The organism is Kluyvera chengduensis (genome assembly GCF_044197065.1).
GTDB lineage: Bacteria > Pseudomonadota > Gammaproteobacteria > Enterobacterales > Enterobacteriaceae > Kluyvera > Kluyvera ascorbata_C.
In genome coordinates, this window is sequence record NZ_JBIQOI010000001.1 from 324,444 (window position 1) to 346,957 (window position 22,514).

19 protein-coding genes and 1 tRNA gene are annotated in these 22,514 nt (G+C 53.5%); 10 read left to right on the forward strand and 10 right to left on the reverse strand.

Annotated elements, in window-relative coordinates; all coding sequences use genetic code 11:
* Window positions 1-217 precede the first annotated feature (217 nt).
* The 6 genes from ACH1XZ_RS01480 to mgtE all read left to right on the forward strand — a co-directional run bounded on the left by ACH1XZ_RS01480 (window position 218) and on the right by mgtE (window position 7,622).
* Window positions 218-1,396, forward strand: coding sequence for a porin OmpC (locus ACH1XZ_RS01480; protein WP_035892630.1), 1,179 nt, complete (start codon window positions 218-220; stop codon window positions 1,394-1,396).
* A 102-nt stretch (window positions 1,397-1,498) separates the two neighbouring features.
* Window positions 1,499-2,551, forward strand: a complete 1,053-nt coding sequence (apbE, locus tag ACH1XZ_RS01485; protein ID WP_395594042.1) for an FAD:protein FMN transferase ApbE — start codon at window positions 1,499-1,501, stop codon at window positions 2,549-2,551.
* Window positions 2,552-2,624: 73 nt separating this feature from the next.
* Window positions 2,625-3,686: a bifunctional DNA-binding transcriptional regulator/O6-methylguanine-DNA methyltransferase Ada gene (gene ada, locus ACH1XZ_RS01490; RefSeq protein WP_395594043.1), complete on the forward strand. Its 1,062-nt coding sequence runs from the start codon at window positions 2,625-2,627 to the stop codon at window positions 3,684-3,686.
* Window positions 3,686-4,327 (forward strand): DNA oxidative demethylase AlkB, encoded by a 642-nt coding sequence (alkB, locus tag ACH1XZ_RS01495; protein WP_395594044.1) that lies wholly within the window; start codon window positions 3,686-3,688, stop codon window positions 4,325-4,327. The genes ada and alkB overlap by 1 nt, the downstream gene beginning before the upstream one ends.
* Before the next feature lie 84 nt (window positions 4,328-4,411).
* On the forward strand, window positions 4,412-6,055 hold the full coding sequence (locus tag ACH1XZ_RS01500; RefSeq protein ID WP_395594045.1) for a multidrug ABC transporter permease/ATP-binding protein: 1,644 nt from the start codon (window positions 4,412-4,414) through the stop codon (window positions 6,053-6,055).
* 130 nt (window positions 6,056-6,185) lie between these two features.
* Window positions 6,186-7,622: a magnesium transporter gene (mgtE, locus tag ACH1XZ_RS01505; RefSeq protein ID WP_395594046.1), complete on the forward strand. Its 1,437-nt coding sequence runs from the start codon at window positions 6,186-6,188 to the stop codon at window positions 7,620-7,622.
* Here the strand turns inward: mgtE and ACH1XZ_RS01510 are convergent.
* On the reverse strand, window positions 7,585-8,823 hold the full coding sequence (locus ACH1XZ_RS01510) for a SulP family inorganic anion transporter (RefSeq protein WP_395594047.1): 1,239 nt from the start codon (window positions 8,821-8,823) through the stop codon (window positions 7,585-7,587). The genes mgtE and ACH1XZ_RS01510 overlap by 38 nt on opposite strands.
* Before the next feature lie 273 nt (window positions 8,824-9,096).
* On the opposite strand from ACH1XZ_RS01510, the gene mqo reads away from it, so the two are divergent.
* Window positions 9,097-10,749, forward strand: coding sequence for a malate dehydrogenase (quinone) (gene mqo / locus ACH1XZ_RS01515; protein WP_395594048.1), 1,653 nt, complete (start codon window positions 9,097-9,099; stop codon window positions 10,747-10,749).
* Window positions 10,750-10,826: 77 nt separating this feature from the next.
* Here mqo and eco read toward each other — a convergent pair whose 3' ends face one another.
* Window positions 10,827-11,318: a serine protease inhibitor ecotin gene (gene eco, locus ACH1XZ_RS01520; RefSeq protein WP_395594049.1), complete on the reverse strand. Its 492-nt coding sequence runs from the start codon at window positions 11,316-11,318 to the stop codon at window positions 10,827-10,829.
* A gap of 172 nt (window positions 11,319-11,490) precedes the next feature.
* On the opposite strand from eco, the gene ACH1XZ_RS01525 reads away from it, so the two are divergent.
* Window positions 11,491-12,000, forward strand: a complete 510-nt coding sequence (locus ACH1XZ_RS01525) for a phospholipase D family nuclease (RefSeq protein ID WP_395594672.1) — start codon at window positions 11,491-11,493, stop codon at window positions 11,998-12,000.
* A gap of 37 nt (window positions 12,001-12,037) precedes the next feature.
* Here the strand turns inward: ACH1XZ_RS01525 and ACH1XZ_RS01530 are convergent, their stop codons facing one another.
* The 6 genes from ACH1XZ_RS01530 to ACH1XZ_RS01555 all read right to left on the reverse strand — a co-directional run bounded on the left by ACH1XZ_RS01530 (window position 12,038) and on the right by ACH1XZ_RS01555 (window position 17,453).
* Window positions 12,038-13,573 (reverse strand): DUF6056 family protein, encoded by a 1,536-nt coding sequence (locus ACH1XZ_RS01530; RefSeq protein WP_395594050.1) that lies wholly within the window; start codon window positions 13,571-13,573, stop codon window positions 12,038-12,040.
* A 3-nt stretch (window positions 13,574-13,576) separates the two neighbouring features.
* Complete coding sequence (locus ACH1XZ_RS01535) at window positions 13,577-14,524, reverse strand: glycosyltransferase family 2 protein (protein ID WP_395594051.1); 948 nt, start codon at window positions 14,522-14,524, stop codon at window positions 13,577-13,579.
* The gene (locus ACH1XZ_RS01540) at window positions 14,524-14,883 is read right to left on the reverse strand and encodes a GtrA family protein (RefSeq protein ID WP_395594052.1); all 360 of its coding nucleotides are present in this window, start codon (window positions 14,881-14,883) and stop codon (window positions 14,524-14,526) included. The genes ACH1XZ_RS01535 and ACH1XZ_RS01540 overlap by 1 nt, the downstream gene beginning before the upstream one ends.
* A 417-nt stretch (window positions 14,884-15,300) precedes the next feature.
* A tRNA-Pro gene (locus ACH1XZ_RS01545) sits at window positions 15,301-15,377 on the reverse strand.
* 75 nt (window positions 15,378-15,452) lie between these two features.
* The gene (yejM, locus tag ACH1XZ_RS01550; RefSeq protein ID WP_395594053.1) at window positions 15,453-17,207 is read right to left on the reverse strand and encodes an LPS biosynthesis-modulating metalloenzyme YejM; all 1,755 of its coding nucleotides are present in this window, start codon (window positions 17,205-17,207) and stop codon (window positions 15,453-15,455) included.
* Between the two features lie 18 nt (window positions 17,208-17,225).
* Window positions 17,226-17,453, reverse strand: a complete 228-nt coding sequence (locus ACH1XZ_RS01555; RefSeq protein ID WP_035892650.1) for a YejL family protein — start codon at window positions 17,451-17,453, stop codon at window positions 17,226-17,228.
* Window positions 17,454-17,636: 183 nt separating this feature from the next.
* Here ACH1XZ_RS01555 and yejK point away from each other — a divergent pair, with 183 nt between their 5' ends.
* Both yejK and ACH1XZ_RS01565 read left to right on the forward strand, forming a co-directional pair.
* On the forward strand, window positions 17,637-18,644 hold the full coding sequence (gene yejK / locus ACH1XZ_RS01560; protein ID WP_035892652.1) for a nucleoid-associated protein YejK: 1,008 nt from the start codon (window positions 17,637-17,639) through the stop codon (window positions 18,642-18,644).
* A 280-nt stretch (window positions 18,645-18,924) separates the two neighbouring features.
* Complete coding sequence (locus ACH1XZ_RS01565) at window positions 18,925-20,892, forward strand: glycosyl hydrolase family 28 protein (protein ID WP_395594054.1); 1,968 nt, start codon at window positions 18,925-18,927, stop codon at window positions 20,890-20,892.
* 53 nt (window positions 20,893-20,945) lie between these two features.
* Here ACH1XZ_RS01565 and rplY read toward each other — a convergent pair whose 3' ends face one another.
* Together rplY and ACH1XZ_RS01575 are read right to left on the reverse strand one after the other, a co-directional pair.
* Window positions 20,946-21,230, reverse strand: a complete 285-nt coding sequence (gene rplY / locus ACH1XZ_RS01570) for a 50S ribosomal protein L25 (protein WP_395594055.1) — start codon at window positions 21,228-21,230, stop codon at window positions 20,946-20,948.
* Window positions 21,231-21,495: 265 nt separating this feature from the next.
* Window positions 21,496-22,455, reverse strand: a complete 960-nt coding sequence (locus tag ACH1XZ_RS01575; RefSeq protein ID WP_395594056.1) for a YbgA family protein — start codon at window positions 22,453-22,455, stop codon at window positions 21,496-21,498.
* Between the last annotated feature and the right edge of the window lie 59 nt (window positions 22,456-22,514).

Genomic DNA, 22,514 nt, shown 5'->3' on the forward strand with positions numbered 1-22,514 from the left:
TTTTTCCAGGCTTTTTGTGCTTATAAAAGTTCCCTTAATATTACATTTTGAAACATCTATGTAGATAAATGAAACATTTCAGGGGTTTTCGTATCATATTCTTATTGGATTATTCTAATTTTTACAGCACAATGGGTCTGCCGACTGATTAATGAGGGTTAATCAGTAAGCAGTGGCATATATAAAGGCATATATATAACAACAGAGGGTTATTAACATGAAAGTTAAAGTACTGTCCCTCCTGGTACCAGCATTGCTGGTAGCGGGCGCAGCAAATGCGGCTGAAATTTATAACAAAGACGGCAACAAATTAGATCTGTACGGTAAAGTTGATGGTCTGCACTATTTCTCTAGTGACAACGGCAACGACGGCGACCAATCCTACGTTCGTCTGGGCTTCAAAGGCGAAACTCAGGTTAATGACCAACTGACCGGTTACGGCCAGTGGGAATACAACGTTCAGGCGAACAACACTGAAGGTTCTTCTGACCAGGCATGGACTCGTGTTGGCTTCGCGGGTCTGCGTTTTGCAGATGCAGGTTCTTTCGACTACGGTCGTAACTACGGCGTTGTTTACGACGTAACGTCCTGGACTGACGTTCTGCCAGAATTCGGCGGCGACACCTACGGTTCTGACAACTTCCTGCAATCCCGTGCTAACGGCGTTGCAACCTACCGTAACACCGACTTCTTCGGTCTGGTTGATGGTCTGAACTTCGCTCTGCAGTATCAGGGTAAAAACGGCAGCGCATCTGGTGAAGGCCAGACCGCTAACGGTCGTCAGCCTCTGAAACAGAACGGTGAAGGCTTCGGCGGCTCCCTGACCTATGATCTGGGTGCAGGCTTCAGCATTGGTGGTGCAATCGCCTCTTCTAAACGTACCTCCGATCAGAACAACAACGTTTACACCATCCGTGATGACAACGGTGTTGCAACTGGCGATACCAGCAAAATCTACGGCAGCGGTGACCGTGCTGAAACCTACTCTGCTGGCCTGAAATACGACGCTAACAACGTATACTTGGCAACTCAGTATACCCAGACCTACAACGCAACTCGTTTCGGCGGTTCCCCGAACGCTGACGTTTACGGTTTTGCTGACAAAGCACAGAACTTCGAAGTGGTTGCACAGTACCAGTTCGACTTCGGTCTGCGTCCATCCATCGCTTACCTGCAGTCTAAAGGTAAGGACATCAGCAACGGTGGCGTAGGCAAGAACTACGGCGACCAGGACCTGCTGAAATATATCGACCTGGGTGCGACTTACTACTTCAACAAAAACATGTCTACCTACGTTGATTACAAAATCAACCTGTTGGACAAAAACGACTTCACTCAGGCAGCCGGTATCTCTACCGACAACATCGTTGCACTGGGTATGGTTTACCAGTTCTAATTCGGTTAACTCCGAGACAAAAGGGGCCTTTGGCCCCTTTTTTAATGCCTGATTTTAGTGAATTAGTGTACTCTTGCGCCGATTGCAGGAGGGTAATAACGGATGGACATGACAATTTTACGCACGATGCTGCTGGGCATCGTTATTTTGCTGGCGGGCTGTGACAATACCAGCGCGCCAGCAACCCCGAAGGCACAGGTGACCGTGCTTGATGGTAAAACCATGGGCACGTTCTGGCGTGTGAGCGTGGTGGGTCTCGATCAAAACAGGGTGGAAGAGTTGCGTCAGAAGGTGCAGACGCTGCTCGATGGTGACGATCAGCTATTGTCGACCTGGAAGCACGATTCGGCGCTGATGCGCTTTAATCATTCTCAGAGTACGACGCCGTGGCCGGTGAGCGAAGGGATGGCCGATATCGTCACCGAATCTTTGCGTATTGGGCAGAAAACCCAGGGGGCAATGGATATTACCGTCGGGCCGTTGGTGAATCTGTGGGGCTTTGGCCCGGATAAACAGCCGGTGAAAACTCCGACCCAAGCGCAAATTGACGCCGCGAAGGCCCGTACCGGTCTGGAAAAGCTGACGGTTATCAACCGCGCGGGCCAGCAGTATCTGCAAAAATCGATTCCCGATCTTTACGTTGATCTCTCAACCGTCGGCGAAGGGTACGCGGCCGATCATCTGGCACGACTGATGACGGAAGAAGGGATCTCCCGCTACCTGGTTTCGGTAGGCGGTGCCCTGGTTAGCCGTGGAATGAATGGTGAAGGCCAGCCATGGCGCGTAGCGATCCAAAAACCGACCGATCGGGAAAATGCGGTGCAGGCCATCGTGGACATCAACGGTCACGGGATCAGTACCTCTGGCAGCTACCGTAATTATTACGAGCTGGACGGGCAGCGTATTTCGCACGTTATCGATCCGCAAACTGGACGCCCCATCACTCACAAGCTGGTTTCCGTTACCGTTATCGCGCCAACCGCGCTGGAAGCTGACGGCTGGGATACCGGTTTGATGGTGTTAGGCACGGAGAAAGCACAGCAGGTCGTCCGCGAGCAGGGGCTGGCGGTATACATGATAATGAAAGAGGGTGATGGTTTTACCACCTGGATGTCGCCGCAGTTCCGCGCCTTTCTGGTGAGCGGGAAAAATTAAAAAGCAAGATTGCGGGTTTTTTAATTCCTCCTTTTGGTCACAGTGACGGTTACACTAGAAGGAGGAGCCCGTTATGACATCTCAAACTCTACATACCGATGACGACCGCTGGCTGGCGGTGACAAATCGCGATGCAAACGCTGACGGTCAATTTGTTTTTGCCGTGCAGACCACCGGCATTTTCTGTCGCCCGTCCTGTCGTGCCCGCCATGCGCTACGCCAGAATGTCCGCTTTTATCCTGATGCCGAAGCCGCGCAGGCAGCCGGGTATCGCCCCTGTAAGCGTTGCCAGCCTGATAACCTTTCCCCAGAACAGCAGAAAATCGATAAAGTCGCCAAGGCCTGTCGCCTGCTCGAACAGGATAATCCCGTTACGCTGGAGACCCTGGCGGAAGCGGTGGCGGTCAGTCCGTATCATTTTCATCGCCTGTTTAAATCTGTCACCGGCGTCACGCCAAAAGCCTGGCAGCAGGCGTGGCGTGCGCGTCGCCTTCGTGATGCCTTAAGCGAGGGTGAATCCGTCACTCAGGCCGTTCTGGGGGCCGGGTTTCCCAGTAGCAGCAGCTACTATCGACAGGCCGACGAGGTACTGGGCATGACGGCTCGCGCCTACCGCCAGGGCGGAAAATCTACCCGCGTTGACTACGCGGTTGGGCGCTGCGAGCTCGGCCACTGTCTGGTGGCGCTGAGCGAGAGGGGGATCTGTGCGGTGTTGCTGGGAGATGAGCATGAGACGCTCGTGGCTGAACTGCAGCAAAGCTTCCCGTCCGCCCATTGTATGCCTGCGGCTGTTGAGCTCAGTGAGCAAATTCAGGCCGTTATGGTGAGCCTGAATCAGCAAGCAGCGCCGCTCACGCTGCCGCTGGATATTCGCGGTACGGCCTTCCAGCAGCAGGTCTGGCAGGCGCTGCGTAAAATCCCATCCGGTGAAACCCGCAGCTATCAGCAAATCGCTGATGACATCGGCAACCCGAAAGCGGTGCGGGCCGTTGCTGGCGCATGTGCGGCAAATCGTCTGGCGATTTTGATACCGTGCCACCGTGTGGTGTGCGGTGACGGTAGCCTGTCTGGTTATCGCTGGGGCGTGGCGCGTAAGGCTGCGCTGTTAGCGCGTGAAAAAGAACAGGAGCGCTGATGCTGGATCTGTTTGCTGATGAAGCGCCATGGTCAGAGCCGCTTGCCCCAGGAGCCGTGGTCCTGCGCCGTCTGGCGCGGGAAAGCAGCGATGCGTTGCTGGCCGGGATTGCGCAGGTCGCCACCGTCTCGCCGTTTCGCCATATGGTGACGCCGGGCGGGTACACCATGTCAGTGGCGATGACCAACTGCGGGCCGCTTGGCTGGAGCACGGACAACCGTGGCTACTGTTATGCAGCCATCGACCCGCTGACCGGGCAGCCCTGGCCGGCTATTCCGGAAGTTTTTCTGACGCTAGCGAAGACGGCGGCAAGCCAGGCCGGCTACCCGGAATTCACCCCCGACGCCTGTCTTATCAATCGCTATCAGCCCGGTGCAAAGCTGTCGCTGCATCAGGATAAAGACGAAGCACGGCTGGATGCCCCGATTGTTTCCGTCTCGCTGGGATTACCGGCTACCTTCCAGTTCGGTGGGCTACACCGCAGCGACCCCTTACAGCGTGTCTGGCTGGAACATGGCGACGTGGTGGTGTGGGGCGGGGAGTCCCGGCTGTTTTATCATGCCATTTTACCGCTTAAAGCGGGCAGCCATCCGCAGGTAGGTGCCTGGCGCTATAACCTTACTTTCCGCCATGCCGCATAATGACAAATAAAAATAAGAATTATTCTTGATGTCGTTGCTCAGCAGTTTACACTGCTGGCTGTTTTTCTTGCCCTGGTTGCTGTTATGGAACTTCTTTTACTCGTCTGGCGCCAGTACCGCTGGCCCTTCATTGGCGTTATCGCCCTGAGCCTGCTGAGCGCCGCGCTCGGTATTGGACTTATTGCCTTTATTAACGTACGTCTGATTGAAATGGTCGACACCACGGTGGCGGTGCTGCCGGAATTTCTCGGACTGTTGCTGCTGCTGATGGCCGTCACGCTGGGCTCTCAGCTGGCGCTGACCACGCTGGGGCACCACTTTGTCTATCGCCTGCGCCGTGAATTTATCAAACGTATTCTCGACACCCAGGTTGAACGCGTGGAAAAGCTCGGCAGCGCATCGCTGCTGGCGGGCCTGACCAGCGACATTCGAGCCATCACCATTGCCTTTGTGCGCCTGCCTGAGCTGGTTCAGGGCATTATCCTGACCGTGGGTTCCGCCGCCTATCTGGCGATGCTGTCGACCAAAATGCTGCTGATTACCGCGCTGTGGATGGCGTTGACCATTTGGGGCGGCTTTATGCTGGTGGCGCGCGTGTACAAACACATGGCGACGCTGCGTGAAACCGAAGATAGCCTTTATAACGACTACCAGACGGTGCTGGAAGGGCGCAAAGAGCTGACGCTCAACCGCGAGCGCGCGCAGTACGTCTTTGAACAACAGTTCACGCCGGACGCCAAAGCCTATCGTCACCATATTATTCGTGCCGATACCTTCCACCTGAGCGCCGTGAACTGGTCAAATATCATGATGCTGGGCGCTATCGGCCTGGTGTTCTGGATGGCAAACGGCCTGGGCTGGGCCGACACCAACGTGGCGGCAACCTATTCACTGACGCTGCTGTTCCTGCGCACGCCGCTACTGTCGGCGGTAGGGGCGCTGCCTACGCTTCTGAGCGCTCAGGTGGCCTTCAACAAGCTGAATAAATTCTCGCTGGCGCCGTTCCGCGAGCCGTTCCCACAACCAACGGCGCACCCGAACTGGCAGACGCTGGAACTGCGCGATGTGACCTTCCACTATGAAGACAACACCTTCGCGGTCGGCCCATTAAACCTGACGCTGAAACGCGGTGAAATGGTCTTTCTGATTGGCGGTAACGGCAGCGGTAAATCGACGCTGGCGATGCTGTTGACCGGTCTTTATCAGCCGATTTCCGGGCAGATTTTGCTGGATGGCCAGCCGCTGGCGGCGGATAAACCGGAAGACTATCGCAAGCTGTTCTCTGCGGTGTTTACCGACGTCTGGCTGTTCGAGCACCTGCTGGGGCCGGAAGGTAAACAGGCGAAGCCGGAGCTGGTTGAGAAATGGCTTGAGCAACTGCAAATGAGCCACAAGGTGAAACTTGAAGATGGCCGTATCCTCGACCTGAAGCTGTCAAAAGGGCAGAAAAAACGCGTGGCGCTATTGCTGGCGCTGGCGGAAGAGCGCGATATCATCATGCTCGATGAGTGGGCGGCCGATCAGGACCCTCACTTCCGCCGTGAGTTTTATCAGGTACTGCTGCCGTTGATGCAGCAAATGGGCAAAACGATTTTCGCCATCAGCCATGATGATCACTACTTCACCCATGCGGATCGCCTGCTGGAGATGCGTAACGGCCAGTTAAGTGAACTGGTTGGGGAAGAACGCGAACGGGCTTCCCGCGACGCGGTGGCGCGTACTGCCTGATTTTTTTTAGCCGCTCTGCTGATTTTTTCAGCGTACGAGCGGCTCGTTTAATTTTTTTTATATTTCTCCGCGCTATGCTTAATTCGCCTGACTATTCGGTTGGGCGAACTTTCCCGAATAAGGATTATTCATGTCTCTGTTGAAGAAGAACAGCGCCCGCGTGCGTGACGAAGAACGTCAGCGCCTGATCTGGCTGCTGACAACCGATAAGGCAGTCACCTCTGCGCTGCTGGGCAAACTGACGCTGGCCGAGCAGTACGATGAAGGCACGCTTGAGGACGACCTGGCGGAAGTGGGCGCGTTGGTAGCGCACCTGCCGCCGCCGGATCTTGCCGATACCCTTGAAGCGTTGCCGTCAGAAGAGCGTCACGCCCTGTGGAATTTGGTTGAAGACACTCGCCGCGGGAAAGTATTGCTCGAAGTATCGGAGAACGTCTGGGATGACCTCATTGAAGATATGAGCGACCGGGCGTTGCTCGATGCACTGCAAACGCTAGACATCGACGAACAGATTTACATGGTGCAGCATCTGCCGCGTGACCTGACTGGCCGCCTGCTCGCCTCGATGGACCCGACTGAGCGCGCGCGCGTACGCCAGGTGATGAACTATGCCCACGAGCAGGTGGGGTCCATCATGGAGTTCGAGGTGATTACCATTCGCCCGGACGTCACGCTGGCATCGGTACAACGCTTCTTACGCCGGTTGGGCAAGATGCCTGAGAACACCGATAAGCTTTTTGTGGTGAAGCGAGACCAGACTCTGATTGGCGAACTGGAGCTTAAAACCATTCTGCTGAACCCGGCGGAACGCTACGTGCATGAAGTGATGGAGGCCGATCCGGTCGCCTTCCATCCGGAAGAAAAGTCGGAAAGCGTGGCGCGTACCTTTGAACGTGACGACCTTATCAGTGCCGCGGTCATTGATGCTGACGGCAAGCTGATGGGGCGTTTGACTATCGATGAAATTGTGGATGTGGTCTACGAAGAGACCGACAGTGATTTACGTCGCATGGGCGGCCTGAGCAGCGAAGAAGACGTGTTTGCGCCAGTGACCAAAGCGGTTAAAACGCGCTGGGCGTGGCTGGCTATCAACCTCTGTACCGCGTTTATCGCCTCCCGCGTCATTGACGGTTTTGAACACACCATCTCTCAACTGGTGGCGCTGGCTTCGCTGATGCCTATCGTGGCGGGCATTGGCGGGAATACCGGTAACCAGACGATTACCATGATTGTGCGCGCGCTGGCGCTACAGAAAATTCAGCCGGGTAACTTCTCGTTTTTAATTGTGCGTGAAATGGGCGTGGCGCTGATTAACGGCATCGTCTGGGGCGGGATTATGGGCACGGTGACCTGGCTGCTGTATGACGACCCGCATCTGGGGGCCGTCATGACGCTGGCGATGATCCTGAACCTGCTGGTGGCTTCGGTGATGGGGGTACTGATCCCGATGATCATGGTAAAACTAGGGCATGACCCGGCGGTCGGATCCAGCGTCATGATCACCGCCATCACCGATACCGGCGGTTTCTTTATTTTTCTGGGGTTGGCGACCGTGTTTCTGCTTTAAGCTTTGCGCGGTGCTTCAGGCGGGCAGGCACAATGACCATCATGATAATGCCCGCCAGTACGCCAATCGCCAGATTACCGGTACTGACCGTCGCGCCGACGGTGACCAGCATCATCAGCGTTTCCGGCCACGGCGTACGTTTAAGCGTGCCGGGTTGCAGGCTGTGCCAGCTAAAGGTTTTGAAGGCGACAATCACCATAATGCCTGCCAGCACCGACATCGGGATTTTCGCCATCACTTCGCTTAATGCGGTGACCAGCAGCAGCAACACCAGCGCTGCCGCGACCGTTGATACCCGGCTGCGTCCTTTCCCCATCTCCACGTTCACGATGGTTTGACCAATCATCGCGCATCCGGCAATACCGCCGTAGCAGCCCGCCAGAATATTGGCGATGCCAAGCCCTGCGCTTTCACGCGTTTTATTAGATGGCGTGACGGTCAGATCGTCGACCAGCTTAGCGGTCAGCAACGATTCCATCAGCCCGACAAAAGCAATGCTCAGCGCGCACGGCCAAATGATTTGCAGCGTTTCAATATTCAGCGGCACCAGCAGTTGCGTCAGACCCGGCAGACCGCCGCTCATCGAGCCTTCATCACCGACGGTCGGTAAAATTTGCCCGCTGGTGGCGGTGTAGAGCGTTAACAGCACGACGGCGATAAGCGGCGATGGAATACTTTTCATCACGCGAGGAAGCCACAGCACGATGAGAATGGTGGCGGCAAACAGCGCGACAATCAGCGGACTACGGCTCCAGAAATGCGGAACCTGGGCGAAGAAAATCAGAATGCCCAGCGCGTTTACAAACCCGGTCATCACCGACTGCGGGATAAAGCGCATCAGCTTTGCCATGCCGCAGGCAGCAAATAAAATCTGAATAATCCCGGCCATCACCACGGCGGGCAGGATGTAGGCTACGCCGTGCTGATGTACCATCGGCCCGATAACCAGCGCGACGGAACCCGCAGCGGCGGTGACCATAGCCGGGCGGCCGCCGAGAAACGACATCGACAGGCATAGCACCACGGAGGCGATCAAACTGACTTTCGGGTCAACGCCTGCAATAACGGAAAACGAGATAACTTCAGGGATCAGCGCCAGCGCGGTAATCACGCCAGCCAGTATCTCACGCGTTAACATCGAAGGTGATGTCAGGACGGAGAACAGGGAGCCAGAAAGAGGAGAGGGAGAAGCGTTGGACATAGGGTATTCACAGGTTATCGATGGCGGGTTTTCTATAATCCCCAGCTTCCGTGCGTACCATCACAAAGGGGAGAATAATACCGCTTTACGTCACATTCTACTAGTACCAAATCTCATTTTCTGTACACATTTATTAAACATTTTAATAACAGATCTCAAAACTCAACTTAAATTTTAAACAATATTTAATTTTATCTTCCTGGGTGGTAACGTAACCGCACGGATGTTTTTACCTGCATGTAACAAATCGCAAGTCAAGTAAGGCCCCCTACGATGAAAAAAAAGATAGCTGTACCCAACTCACAGAAATCGGGTACCGAGAAGGTTTCTGTGGCGACTAAGGCGAAGACTCGTGTGGTTCATGAGACAGATGTATTGCTGATCGGTGGCGGCATTATGAGCGCTACGCTGGGTACGTGGCTGCAGGAGCTGGAACCAGACTGGTCGATTACCATGGTTGAGCAAATGGAAAGCGTAGCCGAAGAGAGCTCAAACGGCTGGAACAACGCAGGCACCGGGCACTCGGCGCTGATGGAACTCAACTATACCCCGCAGAAAGCTGATGGCTCCGTCAGCATCGAAAAAGCGATTGATATTAACGAAGCCTTCCAGATTTCCCGTCAGTTCTGGGCGCATCAGGTCACGCGCGGCGTACTGACGCAGCCGAAAAGCTTTATTAACACCGTGCCGCACATGAGCTTTGTGTGGGGCGATGATAACGTCAACTTCCTGCGCGCCCGTTACCGTGCGTTGCAACAGAGCCCGCTGTTTAACGGCATGCGCTACTCTGAAGACCACGAACAGATTAAAGACTGGGCGCCGCTGGTGATGGAAGGACGCGATCCGCAGCAGAAGATTGCGGCGACTCGTACCGAAGCGGGCACTGACGTGAACTATGGCGAGATTACTCGTCAGCTCATTCAGGGCCTTAAAAAGCGCGATCGTTTCTCGCTGCAGCTTAACACCGTGGTGCGCCGTTTCCGCCGCAACGCAGATAACAGCTGGAATGTCACCGTTTCTGATGCCAACGGTAGCCACGAAAAACGCACCATCAAAGCGAAATTCATTTTTATCGGTGCGGGCGGCGCGGCGCTGAAACTGCTTCAGCAAACCAAAATCCCTCAGGCTAAAGAGTACGCGGGCTTCCCGGTTGGCGGCCAGTTCCTGGTATGTGAAAACCCTGAAGTGGTTAACCATCACCTGGCGAAAGTTTACGGTCAGGCTTCCGTGGGCGCACCACCGATGTCCGTTCCGCACATCGACACCCGTATTATCGACGGCAAGCGCGTGGTGCTGTTTGGGCCATTCGCTACTTTCTCTACACGTTTCCTGAAAAACGGTTCGCTGTGGGACCTGCTGGCATCCACCAACAAATCCAACATTCTGCCAATGCTGAACGTTGGGCTGGATAACTTTGATCTGGTGAAATATCTGGTAAGCCAGGTACTGCAGAAAGATAAAGACCGTCATGCGGCGCTGCGTGCCTACTACCCGATGGCGAAAAAGCAGGACTGGCGTTTGTGGCAGGCGGGCCAGCGCGTGCAGATAATCAAACGTGATGCGCGTATCGGTGGCGTATTGCGTCTGGGCACCGAAGTGGTCAGCGATGATGAAGGTACCGTTGCCGCGCTGCTGGGGGCATCTCCGGGGGCATCAACCGCTGCGCCTATCATGCTGGAGCTGATGGAGAAGGTCTTCAAGGACAAAATGCAGACGGCTGAATGGCAGCAAAAAATCCGCGCCGTGGTTCCAACCTACGGCTCAACGCTGACCGAAAACCCGCATCTGATTGAGAAAACGCTGGCGTACACCAGTGAAGTGTTGGGGCTGCGCCATGAAGCGACCCGTGAAGCGGATCCTACGCCGGCAGTGCAGGTGACATCAAAACCGATAGAAGCCAAAGAGATGGCGGATATCGCGCTCTGACAAAGAAAAAATCCCGGAGTGACCGGGATTTTACGAATTGGTAGCCCGGGCGAGCGCAAGCGACCCCGGGTTTTTTATTAACGCGCGACGGCGCTTTGTACCGTTTCCTGCGCTTCCCAGATACGGTATTTCACTTCTACGTTCTCTGGCGCATAGATAACGATCGGCAGCTTGCTGTTGTAACGGAGCATGCCATCATCACCCAGTGACGCAGTGACAAATTTCTTGGTTTTCTTCTGGTCAGGGCAGGCCATCATAGTCGACACCGGGCCGGAGATTTTCTCAACGACATAGTAATCGTAGCCCCAGCCTTCCAGCGTTTTGCTCTCCAGTTCACCGCCCAGGCGGTGGTGGTTGCAATCAACCTCCAGCGTTTTGCCAATTAATAACTCTACCTTAAAGGCAGACTCATCTTTCTGTTCCGGCAACTGAATCACCTGACGCGTCATACCTTTCTCCGCTTTCGGGAAAGGCGCAACCTTTTCCAGCGGCTGTTCTGCGGCCCAGGCGAAGCTGGTGGTGCAGGCGATGGCAAGTAACGATGCGGCAAGTTTATGTGTGTTTTTCACTGTTCATCCTTTTTATCAGTTTGCAACGAGAGGAGAATATCATTCCTGACATCAATGGTAATCGTATTTTACTGAATTTTGCATTAGGACTAGTTCTAAATGTTGCTTTAATGAATAAAAATAGCGATTAAGACTGCCTTGATCGCTGAGTGGCGTACGGATGTTCTGGGTAATGATGATGATGGCACGATTTCTTATTATAGCTGCACTTCTGGGGGTTCTCCCTGTCGCACAGGCCTCAATCCAGGTTGGGTTCTCACCTGAAGGTTCTGCCCGTGGGTTGGTGCTGAATACTATCGATGGCGCACAGCGCTCCATTGATATGATGGCCTACTCGTTTCAGGCTAAAGACATTGTTGACGCGCTGATTCGCGCCCAAAAACGCGGCGTGAAGGTGAGGGCGGTAATCGATAAGCGACGAAATCAGGGAGAGGTCAGCCAGAAGGCTATTGCCCGGGCGCAAGAAAACGGTATCGACGTTCGCATCGACGGCCACTATCACATTCAGCACGATAAGGTGATGATTGTTGATGGCGATACGCTGGCGACCGGGTCATTTAACTTTGCCAAATCAGCAGAAACGGAAAACTCAGAGAACGTACTGGTGATACGCGATGAGCCGGAGGTTATTCGCCAGTATCAGGGGCATTTTGACAGCCGCTGGGTGATTGCCGGGAAATAAATTAACCTCCAGCGCGTACGGCGCTGGAGGTTATGGGTTACGGTTGTGATATCGCCGTAACGTTGCCGTCAGGAATTTGCGTGTGGTACCAGTACATTTCGTTAATTTGTACGGCCTCAAACTGGCTGAGTGGAACATTGATGTCTTTACCGTCCACAGAGATGTTTAGCGATCCACTTAACGGCTCAGCACCTACGAGCAGCAGCGTCCCCTTGCCGTTGGACCATGCATTGGTCCTTTCATTAAGCTTCAGTGGCTTGCTGGAGACCATAAGCGAGTAATCTACTCCGGTCGATTTACGCGCAATGCTCTGTACGCCGAAGTAATTGCCATAGGTTGAGTCTTGATGCCAGAAGTCAAACTCACCGCCACGATTCTGCATTTTCGTGAAAACGAAATCAGGGATCACAAATTCTTGCTTATGTTGTTTTATCTGCGTGTTGATGATGTCCAATCGGACAAGATTTTGCTGATAGACATGAATGTAGGCAGTACACATCAGTGTATACGACCAAATAAAGACGCCTGCGAGTAAGACATTGATGGCAGCAACGGCGCAGGAGACGCTTTTATCCAACGTATTGAGCAGTTCTCGCGCCAGGAATGAGATGGCAAACAAGAAGAATACGAAGGTCGACATGACCACCCGATCAGGGTAGGACGGTGAAGCGAACATGATAAAAGACGTGCCGATACCGATGAGCATCGAAAAAATAACAAGACGTAGATTGAATTTGTTGAATCGGAAGCCTTTTTTCTGTGCATGCAGCAGAATCAGCGCCAGCAGCGCTAGCACTACATAGCTTATCCAAATTAGCGCAAGATGGCCGGGCATGCGTTCTTTGAGGTGAATGAGCACCTGTTCAAAAAGGGAAGCGTTGTACCACTCCTCACCTTTTGCTCGCTGATAGTTCCCCGGACAGAAAATCAGAATACTTGCCCCCACGAGCGTGGTGACAAAATAGAGGCATTTATTGAGCTGGAGCTTTCTGTATTGCCAGAGGTCGTGAACGATTGCCAGGGCGGCAAGGCCAACGACAAATGGCGCGATACTTTCATTAGAGCACCCGGCAAGTAGCCCTAAAATCAGCATGACGATTTGGGTATGTTCTTCGCGCTGGGTTTGAATGCGATAAAGGTTCCAGATCCAAGCGACGACAAACAGATTAGTCCACAGGTAATTTGCGCTGCCTACAACCCAGAAAACCACCTGTCCGATATTAGGGTTAGCCAGCCAGAACGTGAGAAATACCAGTACAAAGATAGAGGTGTCGTGTTTTTTCCAGCGCAGCGTTCCCGTGGGGGTTTTGACGATAAAATAACAAAATGCAACGATCATTAGGCCGGTCATCGACGAGATGATGAAACGAGACTCTGATGCCAGCAATAGAGTACTGACATAGTCTGCGACTATGCGACCGCTCCAGGTTTGGTAGTGCTGCAGATGGGCTGCGAATGCGTTACCCATCATAGCGTAACCATAATCATCAGAGTGGAGTGGGGTGTACCATTCGATGATAAATATGGCAATAAAGGCAACAAACATCGTCGCCCAGTTAATAGCTATACGCATCAATTATTCCTTTCCGCAGTCACGGCGATTTTCACTCGCGTTACTCTTAACGATATATCTTGGGCGTTTTTTGGTTTCGATGTAGATACGGCCAATGTACTCACCTAGGACACCGATGCCGATAAGCTGTACTCCGCCTAAAAACAGAATGGATACGATAAGTGAAGGGTACCCGTGAACCTCGTTACCCCAGACAATTTTGGCAATGATCATCCAGAATCCGTAGGTGAATGAGAGTAAAGCAACGGCTAACCCGATGTATGTCCAGACTCTTAGCGGGAAGGTTGAAAACGAGGTGATGCCTTCCAGCGCTAGGTTCCATAATTTCCAGCCGTTGAATTTGCTTTGCCCAGCCACGCGTTCAGCGCGTGAGTAGTAAACCACTTCAGTTTTTCCGCCCACCCAAGAGAGAATCCCTTTCATGAAGAGATTTCGTTCCTGCAGTTGCTTGATATTTTCCACAACTTCCCGGCTCATCAAACGGAAATCACCAACGTTCTCTTCGATACGCGGCGTGCTGATTTTGTTATGTAGTTTGTAGAACCATTCGGCCGTTTTTCGCTTCAGGTGTCCGTCGACAGTGCGATCGATGCGTTTGGCTAGCACCACGTCGGCGCCGGTCTGCCATTTCGCAATCAGCTCTGGAATGACTTCTATCGGGTCTTGAAGGTCAACGTCAATGGGGATTACAGCATCACCGCTGGCGTGATCTAATCCGGCGAAGAGTGCTGGCTCTTTACCAAAGTTGCGGGTTAACGGTAATGAAATGACGAGCGGATCGGCCGTGGCAAGCGCTTCAACAATCGACTCTGTGGCATCGGTACTGCCATCATTGATAAAGATAATTTCAACGTCGTAAGGCTTAAGCCCGGCATACTCACGCACCGTTTTATAGAAAATACCAATGGTTTCTTCTTCGTTAAAAACAGGAACGACCAGTGAAATCTTCATTATGCACTCTTGAATACGATTAATTTTGAGTAGATAAAGCCGGCTACCAGACTAAACCCGGAGAACACAGCAAGAGTAATCAGCGGGGGGATGGTGAGCTTGTCCGCGATATAGCCGACTACACCTGCCATCACACCCATAAAGAGAACGAAGGCAATATAGCGTCCCAGTGTGGCCTGAGAGCTAAAGGTCCATTTCGCATTTGCGAAGAAGCTGAAGGTGACGGCGACGCAAAACGCAGAAATGTTCGAAAAAGCCTGCGAAGCGCCGATAAAATGAAACAGGATACCAAAGCAAACCCAGTGGATTGCTGTGTTCAGTACACCTACAGAGACATAACGGCTAAATAACTTTAACATTATAAAAGTACTGAAATTTAACAGGCCGACAGTGTAATGCCAACAGGTTATTCAATCAACTATCAAGGTAGAATGTTCAATGTGATGCATTAATTATTAAATGGATTCGGCTGAGAGAATAGATGCCCTGGTTTTTTATTTTTATTTTTTATGTTAACTAACAAAGGGTTGAATTATTTTTATTGCTAGTAGTTTTATTCCAATGTGGTATTTATGGCATTCCAGAGATTGGGGGAATGTAGTCTTCAGATAGGCTTTAATCGTGGAAGAATTAAGAACAGCGATAGTCATTCGCACTTTATGCAGGTAATGCCGCGTGGGGATATAGGGTGGGGATCTGATACTGCGATTTTTGTGTAAGTGAGCCTATTGGAGAATTAAAAACAAGGTCAGCACCTTGCTTTTAATTAATATTTTTGGTCGGCACGAGAGGATTTGAACCTCCGACCCCCGACACCCCATGACGGTGCGCTACCAGGCTGCGCTACGTGCCGACGCATGACAAAAATAGTACCGCTTTTATCCCCGATTGCAAGTCAGGGTTTATCAATTGATTTAAAATTAATCAATCAGTTAGCGATAAAGCGTTTTTCATCCGTCAGCACCTGCAGCAGTAAACTGAGCTGGGCTTTTTGATCCCGTTCCTTCTCGCCAGCCGCGTTCCAGGTTTTATAGTGACCGTTATGACTGAGCACGACGGTTATCGACGGCGTGGTGATCGCCAGCGTCTCGTTATCTGCTGACGTTACCCAGTTATGGCGGCGCGTGGCGCTGAACAGATCCTGACCCTGTGAGTATTCATTGGCTGGCGTACTGACGTGCAGCAGTCTTTGCATCAGGGTGGTCATAATATCTTTATGATCGGTCAGCAGGTCGATGCGCTGAGCAGGGGTTCCCGGCCAGTGGATCACCAGCGGTACCTGGAGCTGAGCGCGTGACCAGTTAAAGGTACTGTTCTGACTACTGAGCGGCACACCGTGACCGGCGGTAATAATCACCACGGTGTCATCAAGCTTGCCGGAGTCGCGCAGCGCGTCCAGTACTTTGGCAATTTGTGAATCTACATCCGCTGCTGCACGAGCATATTGACGGTCGTTGGCCTGTGTGTTGTTGATAGTGGTTCCGTTAAACGACACCCACGAGAACCAGCGGTTTTCGTCCTGAGCATTGTTTTTGAGCCAGTTAGTCCACTGGCTTGCTGTCTGGGCATCGTTCTGCGATTTGCCCGGCGGCAGTGAGAAATCTGACAGTAGCGCCTGACGATAAATCGGACTGGTGAAGCCGTCAGAAGAGAACAGACCCAGCTGATAGCCCTGTTGGTTGAGGGCGCTAATCAGTGCTGCCGGAATGCGCGCCGACAGTACGCCATCCATATAGGACGGAGAAATGCCGTAGAACAGGCCAAAGATGCCGTTATCGGCGGTGTTGCCCGCGCTCATATGTTGCGTAAAGTTGACGTTCTCACTCGCAAAGCGCGCCAGCGACGGCATCTGTTGTTCGAAGCGTGAGTAGTTCAGGCCATCTACGGTAATCAGCAGGACGTTTTTGCCGACGCCCATATCCCGATAGCGCAGGTCGCTGAGCGGATACTGGACGGTCACGGCTTCCGGGTCGCCTTGTTCTACCAGACGACGCTGGTAATCCTGCGCGTCCAGCAGACCGTGCTTCTCAAGGAAGCGGCGAGCGGTCATTGGATACGACAACGGCAGGTTGGCACGCTGCATGGTTATCGGACGATAGAAGTTCGCATCGGCCCAGATGTACATCACGTGTGAAGCGATAAACGACGCAAAGAAGAACCAGGCAACCGGGCGAGCATAGTGACGGCGGCGCGTCAGGCTACGCAGCTTCTGCCAACTCCAGGTGGCAAACAGCATCTCAACCAGCAGAATAACCGGCACGCTGATAAACATTAGTTGCCAGTCGCGCGCGGTCTCATTTTGATCGGGGTTGATAACCAGCTCCCACACCACCGGGTTAAGGTGCAGGTGGAAGCGGGTAAAGACCTCGCTGTCGATAAGCAGCAGCGTCATGCCGGCCGTCGCCAGAATGGCGGACAGGAAGCGCATCAGGCGCTGGGACATGACGATAAAGGTCAGCGGGAACAGAATCAGCAGATAGGCGGAGAACACCAGAAAGCTGAAATGCCCGACAAGGCTGATATAGGAGAAAACGCGTCCAGTCAGCGTCGTCGGCCAGTCGGCGACAAACAGATAGCGGCTACCGAGCACCATGGCCAACAGCATGTTGAACAGGGCGAACCAGTGCCCCCAGCTAACCATCTGGGAGACTTTTTCTCGGTAAGGCTGACGATGAGTCACCATAAACTGTTGCTTGTACCCTTAGTGCGCAGGATCGCTGTTAATAGAAGACTGAAGCGCCTGGGCAAAAGAACGCGCGATAGCCTGGCGTTGAGCCGGAGCCACGCTGCTGTTAATCAGGTTGGTTACCATATTGCCCAGCACCATCAAAGAAAGGTCGGTTGGGGCTTTATGTTCTTCCAGCACGTTGGCGAGCTCGCTCAGCAGCTTTTCAACGTGTTCATCACTATAGCGGGATTGTTGTGGCATAAATCGAAATCTGTCTATTCATTAAAGGGCAGTATATTACCGTAGCAGCAGCATTTTTTCCGCTTTTTTTCAGCGTAACGCGTTATCCTTTCGCCATTATGCTGCCGCGAGGGCGGTAATGTGTGAGTTGCACTGTCGCATCGGGGGTGGTTGAATACACCCGATCTTAAAGGAGAGTTTAACATGAGTCTGGATATCGACCAGATTGCTTTGCATCAGCTTATCAAACGCGATGAGCAAAACCTGGATGTGGTCCTGCGCGACACGCTGCTGGAGCCGACTGCACCGGTTGAAGAAATGATGGCCGAGCTGCATCGGGTGTACAGCGCGAAGAACAAAGCCTACGGCCTGTTTACCGAAGAGAGCGAACTGGCGCAGGCGTTAAAGCTACAGCGTCAGGGCGAAGAGGATTTCCTCGCCTTCAGCCGTGCGGCCACCGGTCGTCTGCGCGACGAGCTGGCGAAATATCCGTTTGCTGATGGCGGCATTGTGTTGTTCTGTCACTATCGCTACCTGGCGGTGGAATACCTGCTGGTGGCGGTGCTGAATAACCTCAGCAGCATGCGCGTCAACGAAGAGCTGGATATCAGCGCGACCCATTATCTCGACATTAACCATGCCGATATTGTCGCGCGTATCGATTTGACCGAGTGGGAGACTAACCCGGAATCGACCCGCTACCTGACCTTCCTGAAAGGGCGCGTCGGACGCAAGGTTGCTGATTTCTTCATGGACTTCCTCGGCGCGAGCGAAGGCCTGAACGCGAAGGTACAAAACCGTGGCCTGCTGCAGGCGCTGGACGACTTTGCCGCCGAAGCGCAGCTCGACAAAAACGAGCGTCAGAACGTGCGTCAGCAGGTTTACTCCTACTGCAACGAACAGCTGCAAGCCGGTGAAGAGATTGAGCTGGAATCGCTGTCGAAAGAACTGTCTGGCGTGAGCGAAGTGAGCTTCAGCGAATTTACCGCAGAAAAAGGCTACGAGCTGGAAGAGAGCTTCCCGGCGGATCGCAGCACGCTGCGCCAGCTGACGAAGTTTGCCGGTAGCGGCGGTGGCTTAACCATTAACTTCGATGCCATGCTGCTTGGGGAGCGTATTTACTGGGACCCAGCGACCGATACGCTGACCATTAAAGGCACGCCGCCAAACCTGCGTGACCAGCTACAGCGCCGGACCTCCGGAAAAAGCTAAGCCGTCCACCTTAAAGCCCGCTCATCCCCGAGCGGGCTTTGTCTATCCGTATCCCCGCCTGTTTTGAGTGACGCTCCTCTCATTTTCGGTATCGATGTTTTTTCATCCCGGTTAAAACTTGAGCTGACTCTCAGTTAATACTCAATGAAATAAATGAAAATACGTTTCATTTTAAATGCAAAAATATTTTGATTTTATAAATGGAGAGCCATCCTGACACAGGAGGGCTCAAGGACGCGGCAGCTGGGTGCCGCGAATCACTGAGAGGAATAATAACAAGATGCACAATACCTTCAGACACTCCCGACTGGCGCTGGCCACCACAATGATACTCGCGGGCGGCGCATTAAGCGGCTGTGACAATAGCGAAGCCGCTCAGGCGAAGGCGTCAGCGGCACCGCAAAACGTCCAGTCGCCGGTGCTCTCCGTTGATGATGACAGCGTAGTGCTGGTGTGGGAAAAACCGCTTCTGGAGGCGGACAAGGTGGTGGACTATCACGTCTATCGCGGCGGTGAGTTGCTAGGCAGCGCGCGCGACAATCAGGACACATTCTCCCCCGCTAAACCTTATATCGATAACTTCTACCAGACGCTGGATAACGACCATTGGCAGCAGAAGGTCTCCCTACGAAGCTTTACCGTCGATGGGTTGAAAGCCGATACCGACTATCAGTTTACCGTCCGCGCCGTCTATTCGGACGGTAACGAGTCCGCCGATAGCGCGCCGATTTCCCTGCGCACCACCAAAGTGCCGCACGTGGTGGACGCTAAAGCCGCAGGTGCCGTCGGCGACGGGGCAACGCTTGATACCGCCGCGCTGCAAAAAGCGATTGATAGCTGTTCGCTGGCGCAGTATCCGCAAGGCTGTAAGGTCAGCGTGCGTGGCGGCGTGTTTAAAACCGGCGCGCTGTTCTTACACAGCGATATGACGCTGGAGATTGCCGAAGACGCGACGCTGCTGGGCTCGGACGACCCGGCGCAATACCCGATGAACAAAGGCTATTTTCTTTACCCCTATACTGATAATCCGCTGCCGAAGCGCCCGCCGTCGTTGATTAACGCCCTGGAAGCGGACGACAAGGGAAGCTCTCACGCGGGGACGTTCCGCAATATTCGCATTGTGGGTAAAGGGACCATCGACGGTAATGGCTGGACGCGGGGGGTGAAGCACGGCGGGGCGGAGTCTATCGTTGATGAAGCCGGTAATACGCTGCCGCAGTATCGCGCCAGCAATGCCAAAAAAGTGGGCGAAGACGGTATTCTGGCAAAGCATCAGACCGAGCTTGCGGTATCTGAAGGAATGGACCGTGACAGCGCGTATAAAAACCGCCGCTCCAGTCTGATGACGTTGCGCGGCGTCAGCAATCTCTACATCGAAGGGCTGACCATCCTCAACCCGGCATTTCACGGGATCATGGTGCTGGAGTCGGAAAACATCGCGCTGAATGGGCTTAGCCACAAGACCTTTGACGGCAATAACGCCGACGGTATTGAGCTGGGTAACAGCCAGAATGCCCTTGTCTTCAATAACTTCTTTGATACCGGCGACGACGGGATGAACTTTGCCGCAGGCTACGGCAAGGGCGTCGAAACCTTTAGTCAGAAACCGCAGAGCGGGGCGTGGATCTTCAATAACTACTTCCGCAAAGGCCACGGCGCGGTAGTGACCGGCAGCCATACCGGCGCCTGGATCGAGAAGATCAAAGCGGAAGATAACGTCATGTATCTGACCGATATCGGTCTGCGAATGAAAAGTCGCCCGTACTACGGCGGCGGCGCGCGCGAGGTGCTGTTCCGCAATAATGCAATGAAAGACCTGGCGAAAGAGCCGTTTATCTTCACCATCAAGTACAGCGCTGACGTTAACGACACCACCCCAGCCGCCGAGCCTGCGCAGTTCCGCAACGTCACCGTTGAGAACGTCACCGTTGATGGGACGGCGGCGAAGAAAAGCATTCTGGTGGATGGCATGACGGTGCAGGAGATGACGGCGGCATACGGCATTACCTTCCCGCGCGATGCCTATCATCAGAACCTGGCGTTCAGTAACGTGAAGTTCCGCAACGTGCAGGCGAGCAAAATCACCTTCCTGCATGACAGCCAGTTTACGCACGTCACGTTTGATAATACGGAGCATGCCTGGAACTTTGCGCAGGTGAGCGGTATTACGCTTTCAGACAGCGCGAATAACGAGGTAATAACGGCAGCAGGGAAGGAGACGGTCGTGCGGGAAGCGGCGAAGCAGTAAAAAAAAACGGCTCCGTAAGGAGCCGTTTTTTCGTCACGAAGACTTGTCGGCGATTAAGCGCGAACGAAGTCGATGTGAGCCAGTTTTGGCTTGAACGGGTGACGCTGCACCGCCTGAGCCTTAACTTTTTCTTCTTTACCATCAACAACGATGGTCAGAACTTCGCTGTAAAATTCAGCGTTGTTCTGCAGGTTCCACAGCTTGTCGTGATCCAGTTCGATAGCAATCGGAGCTGCTTCGCCACCATAAATGATAGCTGGGAACTTGTTAGCTGCGCGCAGGCGGCGGCTCGCACCCTTACCCTGCTCTTTACGTACTTCTGCGTTAATAGTAAACATTGATAGCTCTCTTAATTAATCCTGCTACAGGCGACCCAGCAGCAGGCAAATGATCTGCTTCACGGATGTGAAAGCGGGCGGCATTATAGCTTTCAATCCTCATGCGGGCAATTAAAAAGCACGTTTAAAACGTACAAGAGATTGTTGATAAAGGATTGTCGCGTATGCATGCCGGGTGGCGGCTGCGCCTTACCCGGCCTACAAACCCATTAATATCAAGGTTTTTGTAGGCCTGATAAGCGAAGCGCCATCAGGCACCCAAATGTCAATTTGCCGTTAAGCGCAGCCGCAGACTGTCCGGATACGGCGAAAAATAGCGCTGCGTCAGCAGGTAATCATCCGGGTGCTCGGCCAGATAGTGCTTGAGCAGCGTCAGCGGCGCGAGAATGGGTAGGTGCCCGGCGTGATAGTTGACGATAACGTCGCGAAGCTCCGCCCGCTGGCGGTCGTTGAGCTGTTTACGGAAATAGCCCTGAATATGCATCAGCACATTGGTGTGGTTTTTACGCGAGGCGGGGTGGCGCAGAATCGCCATCAGCTTGTCGCGGTAGGCGACAAAAAAGGCCTCCAGGTCCTCCCATTCGTGCAGATGGGCGATAAACGGGCCAATTTCACGATAGCCCGGCTGGTTGTGAGCCAGCAGGTGCAGCTTATAGCGGCTATGAAAGGCCAGCAGAGCCTGACGAGTCAGTCCTTCTTCCCGTAACGCGTTCAGTTCGTGCAGTGCAAAGACACGCGCCACAAAGTTCTCGCGCAGTACCGGGTCGTGTAACCGGCCATCTTCTTCCACCGGCAGCCACGGGTAGCGCGCCTGCAGCGCCGCGGTAAACAGGCCAACACCTTCCTTTGCGCCGCGGTTGCCGCGTTCATCGTACAGCCGTACCCGCTCCATCCCGCAGCTCGGGGATTTCGCACAGACAATAAATCCGGCGAATTGCGCCGCGCCCGGCAGCATCTCATCGGCAAAATGGTGCATTTTATCGGTGAGGTCGTTATCCAGATCCTGGCTCATACGTATGCGGGTATCGCCATTGGCGGTCTTCACCAGACGCAGCGCAGGGCGCGGCGTAGGCAGGCCGATGCCCATTTCCGGGCAGACGGGTTTAAAAGTCACCCATTCGGCGAGCTCGTCCATAATAAATCCCATCCGCTTATGCCCGCCGTCAAAGCGAACGGCGGCACCGGTCAGGCAGCCGCTGATGCCGAGAATCGGTTTGTCGTTCATATTATTGTCCTGTTTGTCGAGGGCCATAGTTCAAGCATAGGTTCTCCCGCTTGTGACAG